The organism is Plasticicumulans lactativorans (genome assembly GCF_004341245.1).
GTDB lineage: Bacteria > Pseudomonadota > Gammaproteobacteria > Competibacterales > Competibacteraceae > Plasticicumulans_A > Plasticicumulans_A lactativorans.
Window position 1 is genome coordinate 53,717 of the sequence record NZ_SLWY01000002.1, and the last position, 24,198, is coordinate 77,914.

Consider the following 24,198-nt stretch of genomic DNA (forward strand, 5'->3'; position numbering starts at 1 on the left):
ACAACTAAAATGGCGCGACCCGCCCCCGGCGGATCAAGGAGCCTTGCGCATGCGCCCGCTGTTGCTGTGTCTGCTGCTCGCCTGCGCGAGCCTCGCCCACGCCTTCGAAGACCCCGCGCTGGCGGCCGCCGCCGACCAGTACCGCGCGCTGCTGGCGGCGCAGGCCGGCAAGCCGCCGGCGCCCGATGCGCTGGCGAAGGTCGACGCCGCGCTGCGCGACAAGCGCTGGGGCGCGGCGATCGTCCCGCTCGAGGCGCTGGTCAGGGCGCACCCCGACGACGGCACGCTGTGGCTGAGGCTCGCGCGGGCGCGCGGCAACCAGAACCCGCAGGACGAGCTCGCCCGCCCGGCCGCCTACGCGGCGCTGCGCCTCGCCGGCGGCGCGAACGACAAGGCCGCGGCGCTGTTCGTGCTCGGGCGGCTGACCGAGGTCAACCAGGACGCGCGCGGCGCGCTCGCGCTGTACGACGAGGGCCTGGCGCTCACCGCCGACGCCGGCATCGCCAGGCGCGCCGAGGCACTGCGCGAGCAGCTCGCGCTGCGCCCGACCGGGGCCGAGGCCGACGTCGAGAGCGACCCGCCGCGGTTGTGCGTGAGCTTCTCCGAGCCGCTCGCCAAGGGCCGCCAGGTGCACTTCGAGGACTTCCTGCAGATCGAGCCGGCGCTGCCCGGCGCGGCGAGCGCGCACGCCGAGCACCTGTGCGTCGACGGCGCGGCCTGGGGCCAGAGCTACCGCGTGACGGTGCGCGCCGGCGTGCCCGCCGCCGACGGCAGGCGCCGCTCGCAGGCGAGCGAGAGCTTCACGGTGACCGTGCCCGACCGCCCGGCGCGGCTCGCCTTCCGCGGCGCCACCTACGTGCTGCCGCGCCGGCCCGGGCAGAGCATCCCGCTGGTGTCGGTGAACGTGCCCGCGGCCGAGCTGCGGCTGCTGCGCATCAACGACCGCAACCTGATCCAGCGCCTGCAGGGCGGCGAACTCACCGAGCCGCTCTACGGCTACCAGGAGAACGAGATCGCCGCCGAGCAGGGCGAGGAGGTCTGGCGCGGCACGGTCGACCTCCGCGGCGAGCGTAACCGCGAGACGACCACGCTGCTGCCGGTCGAGTCGCTGCTGCGCGCACCGCAGCCCGGCATCTACGTGCTCACCGCGGCGCCGCCGCGCGGCGCCGAGGAGGACGACTACGAGGCGCGCGCCACGCAGTGGCTGGTGGTGTCGGACCTCGGCCTGTCGGTGTTCCGCGGCGAGGACGGGCTGCACGTGTTCGTGCGCTCGCTCGACAGCGCGCGCCCGGTGCCGGGGGTGGAGCTGCAGCTCTACGCGCGCAACAACGCCGAGCTCGCCCGCGCCAGCACCGACGCCGAGGGCCACGCGCGCTTCGACCCCGGCCTGCTGCGCGCCAGCGGCGGGCGCGCCGCGCTCGGCCTCTACGCCTACGGGCCGGGCGGCGACTTCAACGTGCTCGACCTCGGCCAGCCGGCCTTCGACCTGTCGGACCGCGGCGTCGACGGGCGCACGCCGCCGGGCGCGCTCGACGCCTACGTCTACGCCGAGCGCGGCGTCTACCGTCCGGGCGAGGCGGTCGAGCTGGTGACGCTGCTGCGCGATGCCGCCGCCGACGCCGTCACCGGGCTGCCGCTGACGCTGATCGTGCGCCGCCCCGACGGCGAGGAGGCCGAGCGGCGTACGCTGCAGCCGGGCGCGCCCGGCGCCTACCACACCCGCCTGGAGCTGCCGGCCAACGCCCGCACCGGCACCTGGAGCGTGCGCGTGCACGCCGACCCCGGCGCGCCGGCGATCGGCGAGCTGCGCTTCCAGGTCGAGGACTTCGTCGCCCAGCGCATCAGGCTCGACCTCGCCGCCGACGCCGCCTACCTGACGCCGCAGGGCAGCGCCACGCTCGCGATCGCCGGGCAGTTCCTCTACGGCGCGCCGGCCGGCGGCCTGCCGGTCGAGGTCGACGCCGTGCTCGAGGAGGACCCCGACCCCTACCCGCAGTACCCGGACTACCGCTTCGGCCTGGCACAGGACAGCTTCGAGCCGACCCGCCCCGAGCTGCCCGGCCTGCCCGAGGCCACCGACGCCGAGGGCCGTGCCGCGGCGCGCCTGGCGCTGCCCGAGCCGCCCGACACCGGCCGCCCGCTGCGCCTTTCGGTGCGCGCGGCGATCAGCGAGCCGGGCGGGCGCCCGGTGCGCCGGCTGCTGCGCCTGCCCTACCGCACGCAGCCCTACGCGATCGGCATCCGCGCCGGCTTCGACGCCGACGCCGGCGTGGCTGCCGGTGCGAGCGCGCCGTTCGAGCTGATCGCCGTCGCCCCCGACGGTGCGCCGCGCGCCGCGGCGGGGCTGCGCTACGCGCTCTACCGCGAGAGCTACGACTACTACTGGTACTACACCGACAGCCGCCGGCTCGACTACAAGCTGATCGTGCGCGACGGCGCGCCGGTGCGCGCCGGCAACCTCGAGCTCGCCGCCGGCACGCCCGGCCGGCTCGGCTTCGACGGCCTCGACGCCGGCCCCTACCGGCTCGAGGTGTTCGACGCCGACGGCGTGGCGAGCAGCGTGCGCTTCCACGTCGGCTGGTACGCCGGGCCGGCCGCCGGCGAGCGCCCGGACCAGTTGCGCGTGAGCCTCGACAAGCCGCGCTACGCCGCCGGCGACAAGGCGCGCGTGCGCGTGCAGGCGCCGTTCGCCGGCGAGGTGCTGGTGGCGGTCGCGAGCCACAAGCTGTGGGCGACGCACAGCCTGCGCGTCGGCCCCGAGGGCGGCGAGTTCGAGCTGCCGGTCAGCGCCGACTGGGGCAGCGGCGTGTACGTGACCGCGACCGCGTTCCGCCCCGGGCGCGAGGCCGCCGCGCTCGGCCCCGGGCGGGCGATCGGGCTCGCCTGGCTCGCGCTCGACCCGGCGCCGCGCACCCTTGGCGTGAACCTCGACGCCCCCGCCGAGTGGCGCCCGCGCCAGAGCGTGCGCCTGCCGGTGAGCGTCGCCGGCGCCCAGGCCGGCGAGCCGGTGACGCTGACGCTGGCGGCGGTCGACGAGGGCATCCTGCAACTGACCGACTTCGCCGCGCCCGACCCGAACGCGCACTACCTCGGCAAGCGCCGGCTCGGGCTCGACCTCCTCGACCTCTACGGCCGGCTGATCCCGCCCGCCGCCGGCGAGCCCGGCGAGCTGCGCAGCGGCGGCGACGCCGAGGGGCGCAACCTCGAAGGCGCGCAGTTGAAGCAGCGCGCGAGCGTCGCGCTGTTCTCGGGCTTCGTCACGCCCGACGCCCAGGGGCGCGCCGAGATTCCGCTGACGCTGCCCGACTTCAACGGCAGCCTGCGGCTGATGGCGGTGGCCTGGGACCGCCAGCGCGTCGGCCACGCCGAGGCCCGGGTGCCGGTGCGCGACCCGGTGGTGGCGGAGGTCTACCTGCCGCGCTTCCTCGCCCCCGGCGACCGCGCGCGCGTGCAGTTGCAGCTCGACGACCTCGCCGCCGCACCCGGTGCCTGGCGCGCCGCGCTCACCGTCGAGGGGCCGCTCGCCTTCGACGACCCGGCGGCCTTCGACGTCAATTTCGGCCCCGACCAGGGCAGGCAGGTGCGGCGCACGCTCGCGCTGCGCGCCACCGGCGGCGGCGACGGCCGCGTGGTGCTGACGCTGAGCGGCCCCGACGGCAGCCGTTCGCGCCATGAATGGCCGCTGACGGTGCGCCCGGCGCAGCCGGTCGAGGCGGTCGCCGACACCCGCCGCCTCGACCCCGGCGCCAGCGTGGTGCTCGGCGCCGGCCTGCTCGACGGCTTCGAGCCCGGCAGCGGGCGGGTTGCCGTCACGCTCGCCGCGCGCCCGCCGCTCGACGTCGCCGCGCTGCTCGACGCGCTCGACCGCTATCCCTACGGCTGCGCCGAGCAGACCACCAGCCGCGCGCTGCCGCTGCTCTACGCCAACGCGCTCGCCCGCGACTGGCTCGGCGCCGAGCGCGAGGACACCGCGCTGCGCGGCCGCGTGCAGGAGGCCATCGGCCGGCTGCTCGCGCAGCAGCGCAGCGACGGCGGCTTCGGCCTGTGGAGCGCCTTCGACGACGCCGACCCGTGGCTCACCGCCTACGTCGGCGACCTCCTGGTGCGCGCGCGCGAACTCGACTACCTGGTGCCCGAGGCGGCGCTGAAGCGCACGCTCGACGCGCTGCACGCGACCCTCGCCGACGGCGCCGACCCCGACGCCCGCGCGCTCGCCGCGCGCGCCCACGCCGCCTACGTGCTGGCGCGCGCGCAGGCGGCGCGTGCCGGCGAGCTGCGCTACCTCGCCGATGCCTGGCTCGCCAGGCTGCCGTCGCGCCAGGCCGCCGCGCAGCTCGGCGCGGCGCTGGCGCGCTACGGCGAGCGCGAGCGGGCGCAGGCGGCGTTCGAGCGCGCCTTCGCGATCGATGCCCGCGAGCCCGGGCTCGGCGACTACGGCAGCGGCCTGCGCGACCGTGCCGCGCTGCTCGCGCTCGCGCTCGAAGCCGGCGTGGACGGGCCGCGCAGCGCCGAACTGGCGAACGAGCTCGCTGCCGAGAGCGCGCGCAAGCGCTACCTGAGCACGCAGGAGCAGGCCTGGCTGCTGCTCGCCGCGCAGGCGCTCGGCGCCGGCACCGGGACCCTCGCGGTGACCCGCGACGGCCAGCCGCTCGCCGCCCCCGGCGGCCGCGCGCGCGTGGTCGCCGACGCCGCGGCGCTCGCCGGCGGCGTCACCCTCGCCAACGCCGGCAGCGCCGCGGCGTGGCTGCGCACCACCCGCAGCGGCGTGCCCGCCGCCGAGCGCCCGGCGGCGGCCGAGGGGATCGCCGTGACCCGCCAGTTCTACGGCCTCGACGGCCAGCCGCTCGCCGCCGGCGCGGTCAAGGCCGGCAGCACGCTGGTCGCGGTGATCAGCGGCGAGGCCGCCGGCGACGCCGCGGTGCAGGCGCTGGTGGTCGACCTGCTGCCGGCCGGCTTCGAGCTGGAGAACGCCCGCCTCGGCCCGAACCGCTCGGCGACTGAGCTGGCGTGGCTGCCGACGCTCGCCGAGCCGCGCCACGTCGAGCTGCGCGACGACCGCTACGTCGCCGCGCTCGAGCTCGGCGAGCAGCGCCGCTTCACGCTCGCCTACCTGGTGCGCGCGGTGACCCCGGGCGAGTTCCGCGTGCCGGCGGTGTTCGCCGAGGACATGTACCGCCCCGAGGTGCGCGGCCGCGGTGCGCCGGGGAGCGTGAAGATCGAGTGAGGCGCGCGGCCCGCCCCCCCGCAAAGTGCAATACAGGCGCCCCGGACGCCGTTGCTAAGGTGCGCGGCAACCAATAAGGGCGCCGACGGCGGCGCCCGCCACCACGGGGAAGGCAGATGATCGAACAGGCCATCGAGAAGATCGGGCGGCGCGTGGCGCTGCGTGCGCGCTACGGCAATTTCATCGGCGGGGCGTTCGTCGACCCGGTCGAGGGGCGCTGGTTCGAGAACGCCACGCCGATCGACGGGCGCGTGCTGTGCGAGGTCGCGCGCTCGGGCGCGCAGGACGTCGAGCTCGCCCTCGACGCCGCCCACCGTGCCCGCGAGGGCTGGGCGCGCACGCCGGTCGCCGAGCGCGCGCGCATCCTCAACCGCATCGCCGACCGCCTGGAGGACGCGCTGGAGACGCTGGCGCTGGTCGAGACGCTCGACAACGGCAAGCCGATCCGCGAGAGCATGGGCGCCGACCTGCCGATCGCGATCGACCACTTCCGCTACTTCGCCGCCGCCGCGCGCGCGCAGGAAGGCACGCTGTCGGAGATCGACGCCGACACCATCGCCTACCACTACCACGAGCCGCTCGGCGTGGTCGGCCAGATCATCCCGTGGAACTTCCCGCTGCTGATGGCGGCGTGGAAGCTCGCCCCGGCGCTCGCCGCCGGCAACTGCGTGGTGATCAAGCCCGCCGAGCAGACGCCGATGAGCCTGATGGTGATGATGGAGCTGATCGCCGACCTGCTGCCGCCGGGGGTGGTCAACGTCGTGCAGGGCTTCGGCGTCGAGGCCGGCAAGCCGCTGGCGCAGAGCCCGCGCATCGCCAAGATCGCCTTCACCGGCGAGACCTCGACCGGGCGGCTGATCATGCAGTACGCCTCGGAGAACATCATCCCGGTGACGCTCGAACTCGGCGGCAAGTCGCCGAACATCTTCTTCCCCGACATCATGGCCGCCGACGACGCGCTGCTCGACAAGGCCGTCGAGGGCTTCGTGATGTTCGCGCTCAACCAGGGCCAGGCGTGCACCTGCCCGTCGCGCGCGCTGGTGCACGCCTCGATCTACGACGCCTTCCTCGAGCGCGCGCTCGAGCGCGTCGGGCGCATCCGCCAGGGCAACCCCTTCGACCCGCAGACGGTGATGGGCCCGCAGGCCTCGCGCGAGCAGCTGGAGAAGATCCTCGGCTACATCGAGATCGGCCGCGGCGAGGGCGCGCGCGTGCTCGCCGGCGGCGCGCGGGCGCACCCCGGCGGCGGGCTCGACGACGGCTTCTACGTGCAGCCGACGGTGCTCGAAGGCCACAACGGCATGCGCGTGTTCCGCGAGGAGATCTTCGGCCCGGTGGTCGGCGTGACCCGCTTCGAGACCGTCGCCGAGGCGCTGGCGATCGCCAACGACAGCGAATACGGGCTGGCCGCCGCGGTGTGGTCGCGCGACACCGACATCCTGCACACGATGAACCGCGGGCTGCAGGCCGGGCGCATCTGGAACAACGCCTACCACCTGTACCCGGCGCACGCGGCCTTCGGCGGCTACAAGCGCTCCGGCATCGGCCGCGAAGGGCACAAGGTGATGCTCGATCACTACCAGCAGATCAAGAACGTGATCGCCAGCCACCGCCCGGGTGCGCTGGGCCTGTACCGCTGAGGCGCGGACGCGTCCGCCGCCGCCCGATGACGCCCGCGCGCGTGGTGCTGAGTGCCGCCGCCCGTGCCCGTGTGGCCGCGCTGCGGCTGCACGGCGGCGCCGGCGCCCTGGTCCTCGATGCCGACGGCCGGCTGCACGCGGTCGGCGGCGGCTTCACGCCCGGCCCCGGACACGTGCCGCTCGGCTGCGCGGCCGGGGTGCCGTGCTACGTCGCGGCGGCGCGCTACGCGGCACTCGCCCGCCACCGCCTGCTGATCGACGTCGCCGGTGCCGACGGCTTCGCCTGCCGCGCCGAGCCGCTGAGCGCGCAGGAGCTGGTGCTGCTGCGGCGCCTGCCGGGCGCCGGCGGGGAGGGCGCGGCATGAGCGCGATCGCCGACGTGCTGGTGCTCGGCGGCGGTCCGGCCGGCGTGGTCGTCGCGCGCGGCCTCGCCGCGCACGGGCTCGACGTGCTGCTCTTGACGCGGCGGCGGCGGCCGGCGGCGTTCGAGGGCCTCGCCGGGCGCGCGCTCGACGGCCTGCGCCACGCCGGCTGCGTGCATGCGCTCGCCGCGGTCGGCGTGGAGATCCGCCGCGACGCCGAATGGAACGGCGCGGCCTTCGGCGGCAACCGCGAGTGGATCACCGACCGCCCGCGCTTCGATGCCGCGCTGGAGCGCGACGCCGCCGACGCCGGCGTGCGCGTGCTCGGCGCCCGCGCCGGGCACGTCGAGCACCGCGCCGACGGCTGGCACGTCGGCGTGGCCGGCGCACCGCAGGCGGCGGGCTGGCGCGCGCGCTTCCTGGTCGAGGCGCGCGGGCGCGCCGCGCCGCGCCAGCCGCTGCTGCAGGGCCCGCCGACCACCGCGCTGGCGCGGCGCTACCGCCTGCCCGCCGGGCGCCCGGCGGCGAGCGCGATCGACACCTTCGACGCCGGCTGGGCGTGGTTCGCCGGCGACGGCAGCGAGGCGGTGCTGCAGTTCTTCCTCGACACCGCCCCGGCGCTGCCCGGGCGCTCGACGCTCGCCGCGCACCACGCCGCGCTGCTCGGGCGCGTGCCGGCGCTCGCCGCGCGGCTCGCCGGCGCCACGCCGCTCGGCGAGGTGCACGCGCGCCAGGCGCAGACGCTGCTGAGCGACGACCTGGTGTCGCCGTCGCACCTGCGCCTCGGCGATGCGGCGTTCGCGATCGACCCGCTGTCCGGGCACGGCGTGTTCGAGGCGGTCGGTGCGGGGCTCGCCGCGGTCGCGGTGATCAACACCCTGCTGCGGCGCCCGCAGCAGGCCGCGGCGGCGATGGCCTTCCACCGCGAGCGCGTCGCCGGCGACGGCCTGCGCAAGGCGCGCATCGGCCGCGACTTCTACGCGCTGGAGCGGCGCTGGCCGCAGGCGCCGTTCTGGGCCGCGCGCAGCCGCTGGCCCGACGCCGAGCCGGCACACGCGCCGGCCGCGGCCGGCGCGGCGCGCATCGTGCGCCGGCCGGTGTCGCGCGACGGCTTCATCGTCGAGGACGCGGTCGTCGTCACCGCCGAGCAGCCGCGCGGCGTCTGGCAGGTGGCCGGCGTGCCGCTGGTGCCGCTGTGGCAGGCGTGGCGCGGGGCGGCCGGCGGGCCCGGCTTCGTGGCCGGCTACGCCGAACGCCTCGGCGTCGCGCCGGCGGCGGTGCACGCGGCGCTGGCGTGGCTGCGCGCGCACGCGCCGGTGGCCGCCGGCGACTGACGGCGCGCCGGCGCCCTTCCCACCTGTAGCGGAGGCCCTGCGATGGCGGCTGCCGACGATGGCGACCGGGTGCGCTCGGTCGAACGCGCGCTCACCCTGCTCGCGCTGATCGACCAGCACGGCGAGCTCGGGCTGGAGGAACTGCACTACCTGACCGGGCTGCCGAAGCCGACGGTGTCGCGCCTGCTGCGCACGCTGGTCGAGCAGGGCTGGCTGTTCCGCGGCCTCGCGGACCGCCGCTACCGCCCGGCGCGCACGCGCACGCCGGTGGACGCGCGCCGGCGCTACGTCCACGGCGTCGTCGAGCGTGCCGCGCCGTGGCTGATCGAGCTCGGCGAGCGCAGCGGCTGCACCGCGGACCTCGCGCTGTTCGACGACGCCGGCCTCGGCATCGTCGAGAGCTACGCGCCGGCGGCGCTGCGCCCGCTGTACCCGCCGCGCCTGCCGCTGGTCGGGCTCAGGTCGAGCCTGCTGCACTCGGCGATGGGCAAGGCCTGCCTCGGCGACCTCGACGACGCCGCGTTCGCCGCGCTGCTCGCGCGCCGCGGCGTCGACCCCGCGCACGCCGGGCCGGTGCGCGAGGCGGTGCGGCGCGCCGGCTACGGCGCGCGCACCGAGGGGCACTGGGAGTACCCGATGCAGCCGCCGTTCGCGATCCGCGCGCTGGCGCTGCCGCTGCGCCTGGGGGCGGCGACGATCGGCGCCGTGGCGCTGCACTGGCCGTCGGCGCAGGCGAGCGTCGATGCCGTCGCCGAAGCCCACCTGGAGGCCCTCGCCCGGGCCGTCGCGGGACTGCGCCAGGCGCTTGACGAGCAGCCCTGAAAGGGCCTTTGGCGGCCTTCGTGCGTGTTCTTCAGATAGCTGATCGAAAAGGGAAATGAATGGTTCCGGCAGGTGGAACCGTGCGATTTGTCGCCCCCTCCCGCAGCCCCTAGTCTGGGCCTCGCAGCAGCGTCGCCGCCCCCGCAGCGGCGACCCCTGACAGATGCGCGCGGCATCGCCCCGGCCCCGGCCGGACGACAGCCGCCCCCGGCCACCGAGGAGCCCGACCGATGCCTTCCGCCACCCCTTCCGATTCCACCCTGCCGGCCGGCCCGGCGCTGAACCGCCGCGACTTCCTCGTGCGCATGGGGCTCGCCTCCGGCGCCGTGCTCAGCGCCGCTGCGCTCGGCGGCCTGGTCGGCGCCGCGCCGGCGCGCGCGGCGGGCGCCACCGCCGGCAGGCCCGCCGAGCTGGTCATGCTCGACGCCGTCGACCTCGCCGCGGCGATCCGCAGCAGGCAGGTGTCGTGCCGCGAAGTGATGCAGGCCTTCCTCGCCCACATCGCGCGCGTGAACCCCGGCGCCAACGCCATCGTCTCGCTGCAGGACCCCGAGGCGCTGCTGGCGCAGGCCGACGAGCGCGACCGCCAGCTCGCGCGCGGCGAGTACCTCGGCTGGATGCACGGCTTGCCGCAGGCGGCGAAGGACCTCGCGGCGACCGCGGGCATCCGCACCACCTTCGGCTCGCCGCTGTTCAAGGACTACGTGCCGAAGACCGACGCGATCATCGTCGAGCGCGCGAAGAAGGCCGGCGCGATCTACATCGGCAAGACCAACACCCCCGAGTTCGGCCTCGGCTCGCACACCTACAACCCGGTGTTCGGCACCACCGTCAACGCCTACGACCCGACGCGCATCGCCGGCGGCAGCAGCGGCGGCGCGGCGGTGGCGCTGGCGCTGCGCATGCTGCCGGTGGCCGACGGCAGCGACATGATGGGCTCGCTGCGCAACCCCGCCGCCTACAACAACGTGTTCGGCTTCCGCCCGTCGCAGGGGCGGGTACCGTTCGGCCCCACCGCCGAGGTGTTCGTGCAGCAGCTCGGCTACGAGGGGCCGATGGCGCGCACGGTGACCGACCTCGCGCTGCTGCTGTCGGTGCAGGCGGGCTTCGACCCGCGCACCCCGCTCGCGATCGAGCAGGACCCGGCGGTGTTCGCGCAGTCGCTCGCGCGCGACTTCAAGGGCACGCGCGTCGGCTGGCTCGGCGACTACGGCGGCTACCTGCCGATGGAGCCGGGCGTGCTGGAGCTGTGCCGCGCGGCGCTGAAGGATTTCGAGGCGGTCGGCTGCACGGTCGAGGAGGCGAAGCCCGACTTCGCGATGGAGCGCGTCTGGCAGACCTGGCTGACGCTGCGCCACTGGCTGGTCGCCGGCGGCCTCGGCGACTTCTACGCCGACCCGGCCAAGCGCGAGCTGCTGAAGCCCGAGGCGCAGTGGGAGGTCGAGGGCGGCCTCAAGCTCTCGGCGGTCGACGTCTACAAGGCGTCGGCCGCGCGCAGCGCCTGGTACCAGGCACTCGGCAAGCTGTTCCAGACCTACGACTACCTGCTGCTGCCGACCGCCCAGGTGTTCCCCTTCGACGCCAGGGTCCACTGGCCGAAGGAGGTCGCCGGTCGGCCGATGGACACCTACCACCGCTGGATGGAGGTGGTCACCGGCGTGACCCTGGCCGGCCTGCCGGCGATCAGCGTGCCGGTCGGCTTCAGCGCCGCCGGGCTGCCGATGGGGCTGCAGGTGATCGGCAGGCCGCACGCCGACCTCGCCGTGCTGCAGCTCGCCCGCGCCTACGAACAGGCGACACAGTGGGTGCAGAAGCGCCCGCCGGGCGCGCTCGCCGGCTGAGCGCACGCCGCTCCGCCACCGCCACGCCGACCGGCTGGGACAAGCCGGCGGCACCCCCGGGCCGGACCCCCCGCCACGGGCTGCGCAGGCAGCCCGCGGGCGTCCTTCGGCCCATCCCCCTTGAGGAAGCACCACCATGAAGAACCTGCTGAACACCCTCGCGCTCGGCGGCGCCCTGTGCGCCGCCGGCACCGCCGCGGCCGACACCACGCTCTACGGCAGCATCCGCCTGGGCGTGAACTACACCCACAACCGCAGCGCCGACACGCGCTTCTGGGACGTGCGCAATGATGCCTCGCGCTTCGGCGTGCGCGGCGACGAGGCGCTCGGCGGCGGCCTCAGCGCGGTCTACCAGTACGAGTTCGGCGTCAACGCCGACGGCACCGGCAGCGGCAGCCCGTTCAACGAGCGCACCAGCTGGGTCGGCCTGAAGGGCGGCTTCGGCACGCTGACGCTCGGCAACCAGCTGAGCCCCTACTACCTGACCGTCGGCCTCGCCGAGCGCTGGCGCAGCGACGGCTTCGCCCTCGGCTACTACTACCTGGGCGTGCCGCACCGCATCACCGATTCGTTGATGTACACCTCGCCCGAGTGGAAGGGCTTCACCGGCTACCTCGCGGTGGTCGCGAACGGCAGCGGCCCGGGCAGCGCGCTGCTGCGCAACGCACCGATGGCGGCGTGGGCGGGGGTCGGGCCGGGGGTGCGCATCGACACCGAGGACAAGTCGGGCATCGACCTCTACGACCTCGCGCTCGCCTACCGCAACGGCGGGCTGACGCTCGGCGCGGCGTACCGCGACGACTACGCCGGCGGCTTCAGCGTGTGGGGCCTGGCGGCGAGCTACGAGACCGGCCCGGTCAGCCTCACCGGTGCCTGGCACCAGGCCGACGTCGCGCGCATCGGCGCCGACGACACCCGCCCGAGCGTGCTGGAGCTGGTCGCCGAGTACAGCATCGGCGCGACCACGCTGCGCGCCGGCTGGTCGCGCTTCGACCTCGACGAGGTCGAGATTCGCGACGACAGCCGCCACGACACCTGGCGCGTCGGCGTGCAGCACAACCTGAGCAAGCGCACGCGGCTCTACCTCGAATACGGCGACAACGCCTTCGCCCAGATCGGCGGCCCGATCCTCGGCAACGGCGTGGGGCTGACCGACGAGTACACCAACCTCGCGCTCGGCATCCGCCACGACTTCTGAGCGCGCGCCGGGCAGCGCCGCGGTTCAGTCGCCGTGGCGCCGCTCGGCGCCGTGGAAGCGGCAGCGCGCCTGCAGGGCGCGGCGCAACGCCGTGGCGTCGATGTCGGGGGTGGCGGCGAGCAGCGCGGCGAGGGCGGCGCTGACGCGCGCGCAGGCGAGGCTCGCGCCACCGCCGGCGGGGCTCGCGCCGATGTCGGCGGGGTGGCCGCCGAGCGCCGAGAATTCGCCGTCGGCGCAGCGCGCGTCGCCGCACACGCGCAGCACCCCGGGGTAGGCGGCCGGATACACCGGGCCGCCGCGCGCCGGGCTGGAGGCGACCAGCAGCACGCCGGCGGCCTGCGCCGCCGCCACCGCGGCGCGCAGCCGCGGGCGGTCGGCGCGCAGGCCGAGGCTCAGGTTGACCACGCGCACGCGCTGCGCGACCAGCCAGTCGAGCGCCGCCGCGACCGCCGCGGCCGAACCCGGCCCGGCCGCGGCGAAGGCCTGCACGCTGTAGAGGCGCACCGCAGGTGCGGCGGCGAGGAGCAGCGCGGCGAGCGCGCTGCCGTGGCCGACCGCGTCGGCGCGCGCGGCACCGATCGTCGCCTGGCCGTCGGCGTCGACCTGCACCGCGACGTCGGCCGCGGCGCGCGCGGCGAGCGCCGGGGCGAGGCCGCTGTCGATCAGCCCGACCGCGACGCCGGCGCCCGGCGGCGGCGCGCTCACCCGGCCACCAGCCGGCCGTCGCGCAGCTCCACCACCGCGTCGACCGCGCCGACGGTGTCGAGGCGGTGCGCGATCACCAGCCGCGTGCGGTCGGCGAAGCGCGCGTCGACGGCGGCGGCGACCTCGCGCGCGGTCGCCGCGTCGAGCGCCGAACTCGCCTCGTCGAGGATCAGCAGCAGCGGGTCGAGCAGCAGCGCACGCGCGAGCGCGAGGCGCTGGCGCTGACCGCCGGAGAGCCCGCCGCCGCCGCTGCCGACCGGGGTGTCGAGGGCGAGGCCGTCGAGGCGCGCGGCGGCGAGCGCGGCGTGCAGCTCGTCAAGGCTCGCCTGCGGGCGCAGGTAGGCGAGGTTGTCGCCGAGGCTGCCGGCGAACAGCGTCACCTCCTGGCTCACCACCACGACGCGGCGGCGCAGCTCGGCGGGGTCGAGCTCGCGCAGGTCGACCCCGTCGAGGCGGATGTGTCCGGCGCGCGGGTCGAAGTGGCGCAGCAGGAGGTCGATCAGCGTCGACTTGCCGACCCCCGAGGCGCCGGTCAGCGCCAGCTTGGTGCCGGACGCAACGTGCAGGCGGGCGCCGCGCAGCAGCAGCGGGCCGTGCGCCGCGTAGGCGAAGTCGACGCCGTCGATGTCGAGCGCGCCGCGCGCGTCGGCCGGCAGCGGCACGGGGTGTGCCGGCGGGGTCACCGCCGGCGCCTGCTGCAGCAGCTCGCCGACGCGCTCGAGGCTCACGCGCGCGCGCTGCAGGCCGAGGTAGAGCCCGAGCAGGGTCTGCGCCGGGCCGGTGGCGCGCAGCAGGTAGGCGGAGAAGGCGAGCAGGGTGCCGACGCTCAGGCTGCCGTCGACCACGCGGTAGCCGCCCCAGGCGAACACCGCGGCGGTGGCGAACGCCGCCAGCAGGCGCGGCACGCCGGCGGCGGCGAGGCCGAGCAGTTGCTGCTCCTGCAGCGCGGCGAGGTAGTCGGCGTTGAGCGCGCGCAGGCGCGCGTGCTCGCGCGCCTCGGCGCCGCTCGACTGGATGAACTTCATCGCCTGCAGCGTCTCGACCAGGAAGGCGGTGACCGCCGCGCCGCGGTCGCGCAGCGCGCGCGTGCGCGCTTCGAGCCGCGGCCGCAGGCGGCGCAGGAACCACACCTCCAGCGGGATCACCGTCGCGGCGAGCAGGCTGAGCTCGGGGCTCAACTGCAGCATCACCGCGACCGACAGCAGCAGCGCGACCACGCCGTTGACCAGCGCCAGCGGGCCGTCGATGGCGAAGCGCTGCACCTCGGCGACGTCGCCGTCGAGGCGCGCCAGCAGCTCGCCGGCGCGGGTGCGCGCGTAGTAGCTCGGCGACAGCCCCTGCAGGTGGCGGTACACCGCCTCGCGCAGCGTGAACAGCACCGAGGCCGACAGGCGCAGGTAGCAGACGCGGTTGCCGGCCTCGACCAGCGTGCCGAGCAGCGCCGCCGCCACCATCAGCGCCGCCATGGCGGCGATCAGCCGGTAGTCGCGGGCGAGCAGGCCGTCGTCGATCAGCAGCTTGCTGAGCCAGGGCTGGGCGAGCCCCAGCGCGACACCGCCGATCGACAGCAGCAGCACGCCGCCGAGCAGCGCGCGGCGCGGCGCCAGCAGCCCGCCCAGCCAGGCGAGGGTGGCGCGCGGGCCGGACGCCGCCGGCAGCGGCATCGCCACGGACGCGCTCATGCGGCCGCGCGGCGCATCAGCGCTGCACCACCCGCATCGACGCGGTGCTCATGTTGACCCCGCCGGGCAGCGGGATGGTCGCGAGCTTCTCCAGCGTGTCGCTGCTGTAGACGGCGATGTCGCCGAGCGCGCCGCCGACGTAGACCTCCTTGCCGTCGGCCGACATGTTGATCGAGTAGTAGGTGTGCTCGAGGTCGATGCGCTTGGCGACGCGGCCGCCGGCGAGGTCGATCTTGCTCAGCTGCGTGTACACGCTGAAGGCCTCGTCGTGCTTCACCGGGTTGATCACCGACGAGAAGATCACCACCGCGGTGGGCTCGAAGTCGGTCGCCTTCATCGCGCCGGTCTTCAGGTCGAGCGTCAGCAGCCCGGTGCGGAAGGCTTCGGGGCTGTCGGCCGGCAGGTCGGTGCGCGCCGCGTAGTAGGGCGTCGCGAACACGCCGCTCTGCTCCCACTGCGGCCACACCGCGAGCACGTCGGGCGCCGACAGGTTGGGCTGCTTCCACGACTGCAGCGGCAGCGTCTCGGCGAGCTGGCCGGTGTGGGTGTCGAAGGCGAACAGCTCGCGGCCGAGTGCGTAGACGCGCCCGCCGTCGCGGGCCGGGAGCAGCTGGACGATGCTGCGCGGCGCCGGGAAGGTCTTCTTCGGCCTGGCACCGAGGCCGGCGGCGGTGTCGTACACCGCGATGCGGGTCGGTTCCACCTGGTACTCGGTGGCCTTCAGCCGCGTCGGGATCTGGTGGACGTAGAGCTCCTTGCCGTCGGCGCTGACGGTCATCGCGAACATCGTCTTCACGCGCAGGCCGGGCTCGGACATGTCGGCGCGGAACACCTCCTTGCCGGTGTCGAGGTCGATGCCCGACACGCTCTCCCAGCGGTTGGTCAGCACGTAGGCGATGCACGAGTCCGGCGACAGCGCGACCACGCTGGGGATGCCGTCGCCGGGGATCGGGTAGGTGCGCTCGACCTTGCGCTCGGTGGCGTTGACCAGCACCAGCTGGTTGGGCCGCGCGGCGGTGAGCAGGTAGGTGGCGGCGTGGGCATCGGTGCCGCCGGCGAGGCCGCCGAGTGCCGCGAGCAGCGCGGCCGGCAGCAGGGCATGGGTCTTCTTCATCGGTGTCGTCCTCGGGCGCTCGCCACTCACGATTCGGGGAACACGGCCTGCAGCTTGCGCCAGTCCTGCTCGGCGGCGTCGGCGCCGGCGGTCCACTTGGGGTGGGTGTTCAGCGAGTCGGCGGTCTGCGCCGGCCACCAGCAGGGGTCGGTGCAGCCGTACAGGTCGGCCTCCATCGGCTGGCACAGCCCGGAGACGCCGCCGAAGGCGTCGACCTCCCAGCCCGGATCGGTGGTGGTGGTGCAGCCGACCACCGAACTCATCAGGAACACGTCCTCGGCCTGGCCCTGGGCGATCGCGTCGTCGAGCAGGTCGGCCTTCTGGTTCATCGGCTTGAGCGTTTTCATCAGTGACTCCTCCGGCGCGGTTCGATGTGCCGCTCGAAGAACCCCGGGTTGCCGGCGAGCAGGCGGGTGTAGACGTCGATGCCGAAATCGATCCAGTCGCGCATCAGGTCGCAGTAGTGGTAGGTCGGCTTCAGCGGATCGCCGTAGCGGGCGTAGGACTCGTGGTAGCAGCCGCCCGCGCAGAGGTTGCGGATGTGGCAGGTGGCGCAGCCGCGTCCGCTGCGGTCGGCGGCCTGGGCGATGAAGCTGCCGAGGCGCTCGCGGGCGATGCCGTCGGTGACGTTGCCGAAGGTCGGCAGCGACGAGCCGGTGAAGCGGTGGCAGAGGTTGAGCTCGCCGTCCTTGTCGACCGCGAGCATGCCGACCCCGGCGCCGCAGGGCAGGGCCTTGCGCGTGCCGCGCCAGAGGTCGGTCATCATCTGGTGCATGTTGGAGAAGCCGGTGTTGCCGCCGCCGAGCGCCGCCGCGAGGTAGCGCTCGCCGAGCGCCCTGAAGCCGGCGAAGACCTCGGCGAGTTCGTCGGTACCGAGGTTGAACTGCGTCACCGCCCCCGAGGTGACCGGCGCGAAGCCGACCTCGTGGAAGCCGAGCTCCTCGCGCAGGTGCTGGTGGATCGCCACCACGTCGGTGACGCCCGAGGTCAGCGTGACCCGCGCGCCCACCGGGCGCGCGCGGTAGCGGTCGAGCAGCATGCGCACCTTGCGCGCGACGGTGTCGTAGGTGCCGCGCCCGCCCACCGTCAGCCGGCGCTTGTCGTGCAGCGCGCGCGGCCCGTCCATGCTCACCGCGACGCTGAAGCCGTGGGCGTCGAGGTAGTCGATGGTGGCCTCGTCGAGCAGCGTGCCGTTGGTGGTGATCGAGAAGTCGACGCGCTTGCCGGCGGCGGCGGCGCGGCGCTCGGCGTAGTCGACCGCGCCGCGGATCATCGGCAGGTTGCTGAGCGGCTCGCCGCCGAAGAACACCACCGTCACGCGGTCGTGCTCGGCGCCCTCGCGCAAGAGCAGGTCGATGCTGCGCTCGGCGGTGGCGAGGTCCATCTTCCGGCCCCTGGCCGGCGTCGCCAGGTCCTCCTTGTAGCAGTAGGTGCAGCTCAGGTTGCAGCCGGTGTTGACGTTCAGCACCAGCGTCGACAGCGGGAAGCGCTCGGGCGCCGGCAGCGGCGTCGCCTCGGCGCGCCGCGCCGGGTCGGCGACGATCTGCAGGTCGCGCAGGTCGCACAGCGCCTCGACCACACGCTCGGCGGGGAAGGCGCCGTCGAAGCGCCGGCGCACGTCCTCGGCGCCGACCTGGGGGTGCTCACGGAACAGGTCGAGCACCGCACCGGTGACCTCGTCGAGCTCGTAGAGCGCGGTGGTCGGGATGTGGAAGAGGACGCGGCGCCCGGAGACCCGCACCTCGTGGTAGTTGTCGGCTTGCAGACTCAGCGTGCTCATCGGCGGTGCCTCACTTGATCGGCGGGTTGTTCCAGCGTTGCACGGTGACCATCAGCTGTGCCTGGCCTTCGAGCGTCTGCGCACCGTCCTGGACCGTCGCCGTCACCGTGAGGTCGCCGGTGTTGTTGGTGTGGAAGCGCCGCTGCGGGTTGAGCCCGGCCGGCCCCGGCTGGAACAGACCGGCCTCGGCGAAGCGCCCGGCGAACTGCGCGTCCTGCATGTCCTTGGCGGCCTCGCCATGATTCTCGTGGCGCCAGCTCGCCGGCACGCTGCCGAGGCGCACGTCGTCGTCGGTGCCGGGCTTGCCGTCGGCGCCGTCGAGCCAGGCGATCGCCTGGAACTGCGCCGGCACCACCGGCATCGGCCCCCCGTCACCGCCGACGCGCGCGACCGCGTAGGCCGGCTCGACCTGCACGCGGTCGATCTTGTGGTAGACGCCGAGCCTGGCCTCGGCGGCGCCGAGCTTGAGCGGGTGCCAGCCGTCGGCGGCCCCGGCGTCGACCTTGAGCTTGAGCGTCAGGCGCTCGGGCCCGCCGGCCGCGGCACCGACCAGCTGCACGCCCGCCGGCAGCGTCGGGGTGCCGGCGAGGCCGAAGCCGGCGACGGTGACCTCGACGGTGTCGCCGGCGCGCACGAACGGCGGCTCGACCGCGACGATGCCGGCGCGGCCGTCGACGATGCGCGTGCCGTGCAGCTCGCCGCCGCGCTCGTCGGCGTCCTTGACGAACCAGCGCCCGCTGAGGCCGTTGCCGTCCTCGCTGAGCGCGTACACCGAGCGGATCGCGTCGTCGCCGAGCCTGCCCTGCTCGCGCCACTCGTAGCCGGTGTACACGAGCGCCTGGCTCTCGCCGGTGAGCGTGCGCCCGTCGGCGTACTCGATCTCGTAGCGCGCGGCGTAGGTGTCGGGGGCCGCCGCCTTCTGCACCGTCAGCACGCCGCTGTAGCGGCCGCTGCCCGGGCGTTCGCCGGCGATGCGCCAGCGGCCGCTGGGGTCGATCGGCGCGTGCGCGTGCCACGTCGTCCAGGCCTCGGTCTGCAGCGGGAACAGCTTGCCGAGCTCGGCGGCGGTCTCGGTGCTGGCGATCCGGAACCAGTCGCGGTCGCGCCCGTACAGCGAGTACTCGATGCTCGGGAACTGGCCGAGGTGGGTGTTGACCAGCTTGCGCCACTCGCCCTCGTCACGCCGCTGCAGGCCGACGCGCGCGAAGCTGTGGCAGCGCGCGCACATCTGCGCGAGGTTGTCGTTCGGCGGGTGGTCGGCGACGTTGGGGCGGCGTTCGAGCCCCTGGCGGAACGCGGCGGTCTCGCTCGGCGCGAGGCCCTGGGTGTCGGCCAGGTACTTGACCAGCGCACGGCGCTCCTCGGCGCTGATCTGCACGCCGTGCCAGACCTGCATGCGCGCGATGGTCATGTCCCAGCCTTCCGGCGTCTTGCGGATGTCGCTGATGCGCGGCTGCTTGCCGTCGGCGCCGGGGGTGTGGCAGGCGGCGCAGGTGCTGGTGAGCACCTGGCGGCCGTCGACGGGGGCCGCACCGGCGACGCCCGTGAGCAGGACGGCGGCGGACAGGGCCGACCAGGGAATGCGGTGCTTCATCGAGGCGTCTCCTCTCGTGGGAACGGCCACCGTGCGGCGGCGGCAGGGCACGGCCCCGCGCCGCGGCGCGGGGTGCGGTGCCCCGCGGGCCGGCAGGGTGCTCTCGCTCCGGGTGGTGGCCGGCTGCCGCGGGCGCCGCGGTGCCGGCTCGTCTTCGGCGCGGTCGGTGTGCGCCGCGCGTCTGCCTTTCTATGTAGCCGAATCGGTGCCGGTGCTGCGCCGGCATCACCGGAAAGTGTTAGGCCGCCGGCGTGGCCGGCACCGCGGCGGCGGGCCTACACTGCGGCGACCGCCCCCGCCGCGCGAGGAGCACGGCATGTCGCTGTCCGCCCCCCCTGCAAGCGCGCCCGCCGACCCGGTGCGCCACGGCCTGTCGCTCGACGCCGATCCGGCGCGCGCCGTCGCCGAACTCGCCGCGCGCATCGCCCGCCCCGACGCCGCGCTGACGCTGGTGTTCTGCGCCGGCTTCTACGGTTTCGACGCACTCGCCGGCGCGCTCGCCCGGGCGCTGCCGGCGGCGACGCTCGGCTGCACCTCGGCCGGGGTGATCGCCCCCGGCGCCTACCCGGCGAGCGGCATCAGCGGCATCAGCTTCGGGCGCGACGCGGTGACCGCGGTCGCCGAACGCCTCGGCGAGCTCGGCGGCTTCCGCCTGCTCGACGGGCGCCGGGTGGTCGAGCGCCTGCGCCGGCGCCTCGGCGCGCAGGTCGGCGCGCTGACGCCGGAGAACTGCTTCGCGCTGCTGCTGGTCGACGGCCTCAGCGGCGCCGAGGAGCGCGTGGTCAGCAGCCTCAGCGCCTGCCTCGGCGGCATCGGCCTGGTCGGCGGCTCGGCCGGCGACAACCTCGCCTTCGAGCGCAGCTTCATCTACGCCGCCGGCGCCTTCCACGCCGACAGCGCGGTGCTCGTGCTGGTGCACTCGCGGCTGCCGTTCCGGCTGTTCTCGACCCACCACTTCAGCGCCACCGAGCAGCGCGCGGTGGTGACGCGCGCCGACCCGGCGAGCCGGCGGGTGATGGAGCTCGACGGCCGCCCCGCCGCCGAGACCTACGCGCGCCTGCTCGGCTGCCCGGTCGAGGCGCTCGACCACGAGGTGTTCGCGGCCTGGCCGCTGCTGGTGCGGATCGGCTCCTCGCACCACGTGCGCGCACTCGCCAACGCCCACCCGGACGGCTCGATCACCCTCGGCTGCGCGATCGACGAGGGCGTGGTGCTGCGCCTGGCGAGCCGCGGCGACATGCTCGACGACCTGCGCGCGACCTTCGACGAGGTCGAGAGCTTCATCGGCCCGCCGCTGCTGACGCTCGGCTTCAACTGCGCCTTCCGCCACCTGGAGATGGAGCGCGACGGCCACACCGCGGCGGTGGCGGCGCTGCTGCAGCGCGTGCGCGCGGTCGGCTTCAGCAGCTTCGGCGAGCAGTTCAACGCCATGCACCTGAACCAGACCTTCACCGGCGTGGCCTTCGGGGCGCCGGCGTGAGCACGGGCGACCCGCGCGTCGCCGCGCTCCTCGCCGAGGTCGAGCGGCTGAACCGCGTCAACGCCGCGCTGATGGACCGCGCCGAGCGCGAGATGGCCGCGCAGCGCTCCGACTACTCGCTGTTCGAGACCGCGGCGATGCTCGAGGACGTGGTGCGCACCCGCACCGCCGAGCTGGTCGACGTCAACCGCCGCCTGCGCGAGGAGATCGAGCGCCGCCGCCACGTCGAGGACGCGCTGCAGCAGGCCAAGGCCGAGGCCGACCGCGCCAACGCCAACAAGACCCGCTTCCTCGCCGCCGCCAGCCACGACCTGGTGCAGCCGCTGAACGCCGCACGGCTGATGCTCGAGGTGCTCGGCGGGCGCGTCGCCGACCCGGCGCTCGCGCACATCGAGGCCTCGCTGCGCACCATGGAGCGGCTGCTCAACAGCCTGATCGACATCGCCAAGCTGGAGGCCGGGGTGATCGAGGTGCGCCGCCGCCACGTCCGCCTCGACGGCCTGCTGCAGCGCCTCGCCGCCGAGTACGGCCTGCGCGCGCAGCCCAAGGGCCTGCGCCTGCGCGCGCGGCCGAGCCGCGCGGTGGCGCACACCGACCCCGACCTGCTCGAGCGCATCCTGCGCAACCTGCTCGGCAACGCCGTGCGCCACACCCGCGCCGGGCGCGTGCTGCTCGGCGTGCGCCGGCGCGGCGCGCGCCTGGCGATCGAGGTCTGGGACACCGGCCCCGGCATCCCGGCCGACCAGCTCGGCGAGATCTTCCGCGAGTTCAAGCAGCTGCCCGACGCGCACCGGCAGGACGAGGTCGGCCTGGGGCTCGGGCTGGCGATCGTCGAGCGCATCGCGCGCATGCTCGACGCCCCGGTCGACGTGCGCTCGCAGCCGGGGCGTGGCTCGGTGTTCCGGGTCATGGTGCCGCGCGGCGACGCCGCCCTGGCGCTGCGCGAGGCGGCCGCGAGCGGCGCCGCCGCGGCCGGCGGCGAGCAGTTGCAGGGCCGGCGCATCCTGCTGCTCGAAAACGACCGCGCCTCGCGCGAGAGCCTGGAGGCGCTGCTGGAGAGCTGGCAGTGCCGGGTGCAGGCCGCGGGCGGGCTCGTCGAGTTCGAGCACGCGCTGGCGTTCGCGCCCGACGCGGTGATCGCCGACTACCACCTCGACGGCGAGGAGAACGGCCTGCAGGCGGCGGCGCGCGTCGCCGGGCGCTGTCCGGTGCTGATCGTCACCAGCAACCGCGCGCCCGAGCTCGCCGCCCGCGTGCGCGGCTGCGGCGCGCGGCTGCTCTACAAGCCGCTGCAGCCGGCGCGGCTGCGTGCGCTGCTCGGCTTCATGCTCGGCCGCGGCCGCGCCGGCTGAGGCGCGGCCTCAGCCGCTGCGCCCGCCGAGGCCGAGGCGCCTGGCGGCGAGCACCGCCTCGACGCGGTTGGTGACCTGCAGCGCGCGCAGGATGGCGCTGACGTGCGCCTTCACGGTCCACTCGCTGATCTGCAGCGTGTAGGCGATCAGCTTGTTCGAGTGGCCCTGCAGCATCAGGTCGAACACCGCGAGCTGGCGCGGCGTCAGGCTGTGCAGCGCGGGCGGGGTGGCGGCGTCGGGCGCCGCGGGCAGGAACACGTCGCCGGCGAGCACGCGGCGCAGCGCCGCCTCGATCTGCTCGCGCGGCAGCGCCTTGGGGATGAAGCCGGCGGCGCCGCAGGCGATCGCGCTGTGCATCAGTTCGGCGTCGTCGGACTGCGAGACGATCACGATCGGCGTCGCCGGCGCCGCGCAGCGCAGCTTCAGCAGCGCCGACAGGCCGTCGGCGCCGGGGAGGTGCAGGTCGAGCAGCACGAGGTCGAAGTCGGTGCCCTCGACCCGCTCCAGGGCCTCGTCGAGGCTGCCCGCGCCGGCGTATTCGAGCGGCCGGAACAGCGCCTCCAGCACCCCGCGCAGCGCTTCGCGCACCAGCGGATGGTCGTCGACGACCAGCGCCTTGCCCTCGGGATACGACTCGCTCATCGCGCGGCCTGCCACAGCTGGGGTGATCCCGCCCGACTATAGCCGCGCCGGCGCGCGCCATCACGCCGGCGGCGGCTGGCCGCGCCGCGACGGCCTCGGCTACAGTCCCGCCTCCGCCCGCCGTGTCCCCGAGAGGCCCGCATGTCCGCGCTGCGCATCGAAGCCCTGTTCCGCTACCCGGTGAAGTCCTGCCGCGGGCAGCCGCTCACCGTCGCCGACCTCGACCGCTACGGCATCGAGGACGACCGCCGCTGGATGGTGGTCGACGCCCAGGGGCGCTTCCTGACCCAGCGCCAGCTGCCGCGCATGTGCCTGATCGAGCCGCTGCTGGCGGCGGCGACGCTGACGCTGGTCGCGCCCGGCCTCGAGCCGCTCACGGTGCCGCGCGGCGGCGAGGGGCCGCTGCGCGAGGTGCAGGTGTGGGGCGACACGGTGCGCGCCAGCGACGCCGGCGACGACGCCGCGGACTGGCTCACCGAGGTGCTCGACGTGCCGGCGCGGCTGGTCGAGCTCGGCCCCGGGCACCGCCGCCCGGTCGACCCGGCCTACGACGTGGGTGGCGCCGAGGCGGCGTTCTCCGACGGCTTCCCGCTGCTGCTGATCGGCAGCGCCTCGCTCGACGGCCTCAACGCGCGGCTGTCGGCGCCGATCGGGATGATCCGCTTCCGTCCCAACCTGGTGGTGGGCGGCGCCGAGGCCCACGCCGAGGACGGCTGGCGGCGGCTGCGCGCCGGCGGCATCGAACTGCACGTGGTCAAGCCGTGCACGCGCTGCGCGATCCCGACCATCGACCCGGCCACCGGCGAGCGCGGGCGCGAGCCGATGGCGACGCTGCTGAAGTACCGCCGCGACGGCGCGCACGTGATCTTCGGCCAGAACGTGATCCACGCCGGCCCCGGCCGCCTGCGCGTCGGCGATGCGGTCGAGGTGCTGGCATGACGCTGCGCGACGCCCGCGCCGAGGACCTGCCGGCGATCGTCGACCTCTACAACGCCGCGATCCCCGGCCGCCTGGCCACCGCCGACACCGAGCCGGTCAGCGTCGCGGCGCGCGCGGCGTGGTTCGCCGAGTTCGACCCGGCGCGCCGGCCGTGCCTGGTCGCCGAGGGCGACGCCGGCACGCTGCACGGCTGGGGCAGCCTGCGCTCGTTCTACGGCCGCCCGGCCTACCACGCGACCGTCGAGTGCGCGGTCTACGTCGCGCCGGCGGCGCAGGGGACGGGCGTCGGCGGGGCGCTGCTCGATGCGCTGCTCGCCCGCGCCCCGGCCTGCGGCATCCGCACCGTGCTCGCCTTCGTGTTCGGCCACAACGCGCCGAGCCTCGGCCTGTTCACGCGCCGCGGCTTCGCCCGCTGGGGGCTGCTGCCTGCGGTCGCCGAACTCGACGGCGTCGAGCGCGACCTGGTGCTGCTCGGCCGCCGGCTGTGAC

18 protein-coding genes are annotated in these 24,198 nt (G+C 75.4%); 11 read left to right on the plus strand and 7 right to left on the minus strand.

The features are described from left to right. The first annotated feature begins 49 nt into the window (after positions 1–49). The 7 genes from EV699_RS01380 (at position 50) to EV699_RS01410 (ending at position 12,421) form a co-directional block, all read left to right on the plus strand. Positions 50–5,224 carry an alpha-2-macroglobulin family protein gene (locus tag EV699_RS01380; RefSeq protein WP_132538209.1) on the plus strand — a complete coding sequence of 1,725 codons (5,175 nt, stop codon included), beginning with the start codon at positions 50–52 and terminating at the stop codon, positions 5,222–5,224. A gap of 116 nt (positions 5,225–5,340) precedes the next feature. After that, positions 5,341–6,864, plus strand: coding sequence for an aldehyde dehydrogenase family protein (locus EV699_RS01385; protein ID WP_132538211.1), 1,524 nt, complete (start codon positions 5,341–5,343; stop codon positions 6,862–6,864). A 26-nt stretch (positions 6,865–6,890) separates the two neighbouring features. Next, entirely contained in the window at positions 6,891–7,229 is a 339-nt protein-coding gene (locus EV699_RS01390; protein ID WP_132538213.1) for a hypothetical protein, read from the plus strand. Next, positions 7,226–8,560 carry a flavin-dependent monooxygenase QhpG gene (qhpG, locus tag EV699_RS01395; protein ID WP_132538215.1) on the plus strand — a complete coding sequence of 445 codons (1,335 nt, stop codon included), beginning with the start codon at positions 7,226–7,228 and terminating at the stop codon, positions 8,558–8,560. The genes EV699_RS01390 and qhpG overlap by 4 nt, the downstream gene beginning before the upstream one ends. A 42-nt stretch (positions 8,561–8,602) precedes the next feature. Then, a complete protein-coding gene (locus EV699_RS01400; protein ID WP_132538217.1) occupies positions 8,603–9,382 on the plus strand; it encodes a helix-turn-helix domain-containing protein in 780 nt (259 codons plus the stop codon). Positions 9,383–9,612: 230 nt separating this feature from the next. Next, entirely contained in the window at positions 9,613–11,223 is a 1,611-nt protein-coding gene (locus EV699_RS01405; RefSeq protein ID WP_279389392.1) for an amidase, read from the plus strand. A gap of 136 nt (positions 11,224–11,359) precedes the next feature. Next, entirely contained in the window at positions 11,360–12,421 is a 1,062-nt protein-coding gene (locus tag EV699_RS01410; protein ID WP_132538219.1) for a porin, read from the plus strand. A 24-nt stretch (positions 12,422–12,445) separates the two neighbouring features. On the opposite strand, the gene qhpE is transcribed toward EV699_RS01410, so the two are convergent. From qhpE to peaA, 6 genes are read right to left on the minus strand one after another with little or no spacing between them, the layout of a single operon-like run. After that, positions 12,446–13,126 carry a subtilisin-like serine protease QhpE gene (qhpE, locus tag EV699_RS01415; RefSeq protein ID WP_132538221.1) on the minus strand — a complete coding sequence of 227 codons (681 nt, stop codon included), beginning with the start codon at positions 13,124–13,126 and terminating at the stop codon, positions 12,446–12,448. Then, complete coding sequence (locus EV699_RS01420) at positions 13,123–14,808, minus strand: ABC transporter ATP-binding protein/permease (protein WP_132538223.1); 1,686 nt, start codon at positions 14,806–14,808, stop codon at positions 13,123–13,125. Before EV699_RS01420 ends, qhpE begins: the two co-directional genes overlap by 4 nt. Before the next feature lie 16 nt (positions 14,809–14,824). Further along, positions 14,825–15,922 (minus strand): quinohemoprotein amine dehydrogenase subunit beta, encoded by a 1,098-nt coding sequence (peaD, locus tag EV699_RS01425; protein WP_132538225.1) that lies wholly within the window; start codon positions 15,920–15,922, stop codon positions 14,825–14,827. Between the two features lie 26 nt (positions 15,923–15,948). Continuing rightward, a complete protein-coding gene (gene qhpC, locus EV699_RS01430; RefSeq protein ID WP_132538227.1) occupies positions 15,949–16,269 on the minus strand; it encodes a quinohemoprotein amine dehydrogenase subunit gamma in 321 nt (106 codons plus the stop codon). Further along, the gene (gene peaB / locus EV699_RS01435) at positions 16,269–17,702 is read right to left on the minus strand and encodes a quinohemoprotein amine dehydrogenase maturation protein (RefSeq protein ID WP_132538229.1); all 1,434 of its coding nucleotides are present in this window, start codon (positions 17,700–17,702) and stop codon (positions 16,269–16,271) included. Before peaB ends, qhpC begins: the two co-directional genes overlap by 1 nt. Before the next feature lie 10 nt (positions 17,703–17,712). After that, on the minus strand, positions 17,713–19,296 hold the full coding sequence (gene peaA, locus EV699_RS01440) for a quinohemoprotein amine dehydrogenase subunit alpha (RefSeq protein WP_132538231.1): 1,584 nt from the start codon (positions 19,294–19,296) through the stop codon (positions 17,713–17,715). Between the two features lie 316 nt (positions 19,297–19,612). Here peaA and EV699_RS01445 point away from each other — a divergent pair, with 316 nt between their 5' ends. Both EV699_RS01445 and EV699_RS01450 read left to right on the plus strand, forming a co-directional pair. Then, a complete protein-coding gene (locus tag EV699_RS01445) occupies positions 19,613–20,776 on the plus strand; it encodes an FIST signal transduction protein (protein ID WP_165903984.1) in 1,164 nt (387 codons plus the stop codon). Then, on the plus strand, positions 20,773–22,128 hold the full coding sequence (locus EV699_RS01450) for a hybrid sensor histidine kinase/response regulator (RefSeq protein ID WP_132538235.1): 1,356 nt from the start codon (positions 20,773–20,775) through the stop codon (positions 22,126–22,128). Before EV699_RS01445 ends, EV699_RS01450 begins: the two co-directional genes overlap by 4 nt. A 9-nt stretch (positions 22,129–22,137) precedes the next feature. Here the strand turns inward: EV699_RS01450 and EV699_RS01455 are convergent, their stop codons facing one another. Beyond that, positions 22,138–22,770 (minus strand): response regulator, encoded by a 633-nt coding sequence (locus tag EV699_RS01455; protein ID WP_132538237.1) that lies wholly within the window; start codon positions 22,768–22,770, stop codon positions 22,138–22,140. A gap of 141 nt (positions 22,771–22,911) precedes the next feature. Between EV699_RS01455 and EV699_RS01460 the strand changes: the two genes are divergently transcribed. Continuing rightward, positions 22,912–23,709 (plus strand): MOSC domain-containing protein, encoded by a 798-nt coding sequence (locus EV699_RS01460; RefSeq protein ID WP_132538239.1) that lies wholly within the window; start codon positions 22,912–22,914, stop codon positions 23,707–23,709. Beyond that, positions 23,706–24,197 (plus strand): GNAT family N-acetyltransferase, encoded by a 492-nt coding sequence (locus tag EV699_RS01465; RefSeq protein WP_132538241.1) that lies wholly within the window; start codon positions 23,706–23,708, stop codon positions 24,195–24,197. The genes EV699_RS01460 and EV699_RS01465 overlap by 4 nt, the downstream gene beginning before the upstream one ends. Position 24,198 lies beyond the last annotated feature (1 nt).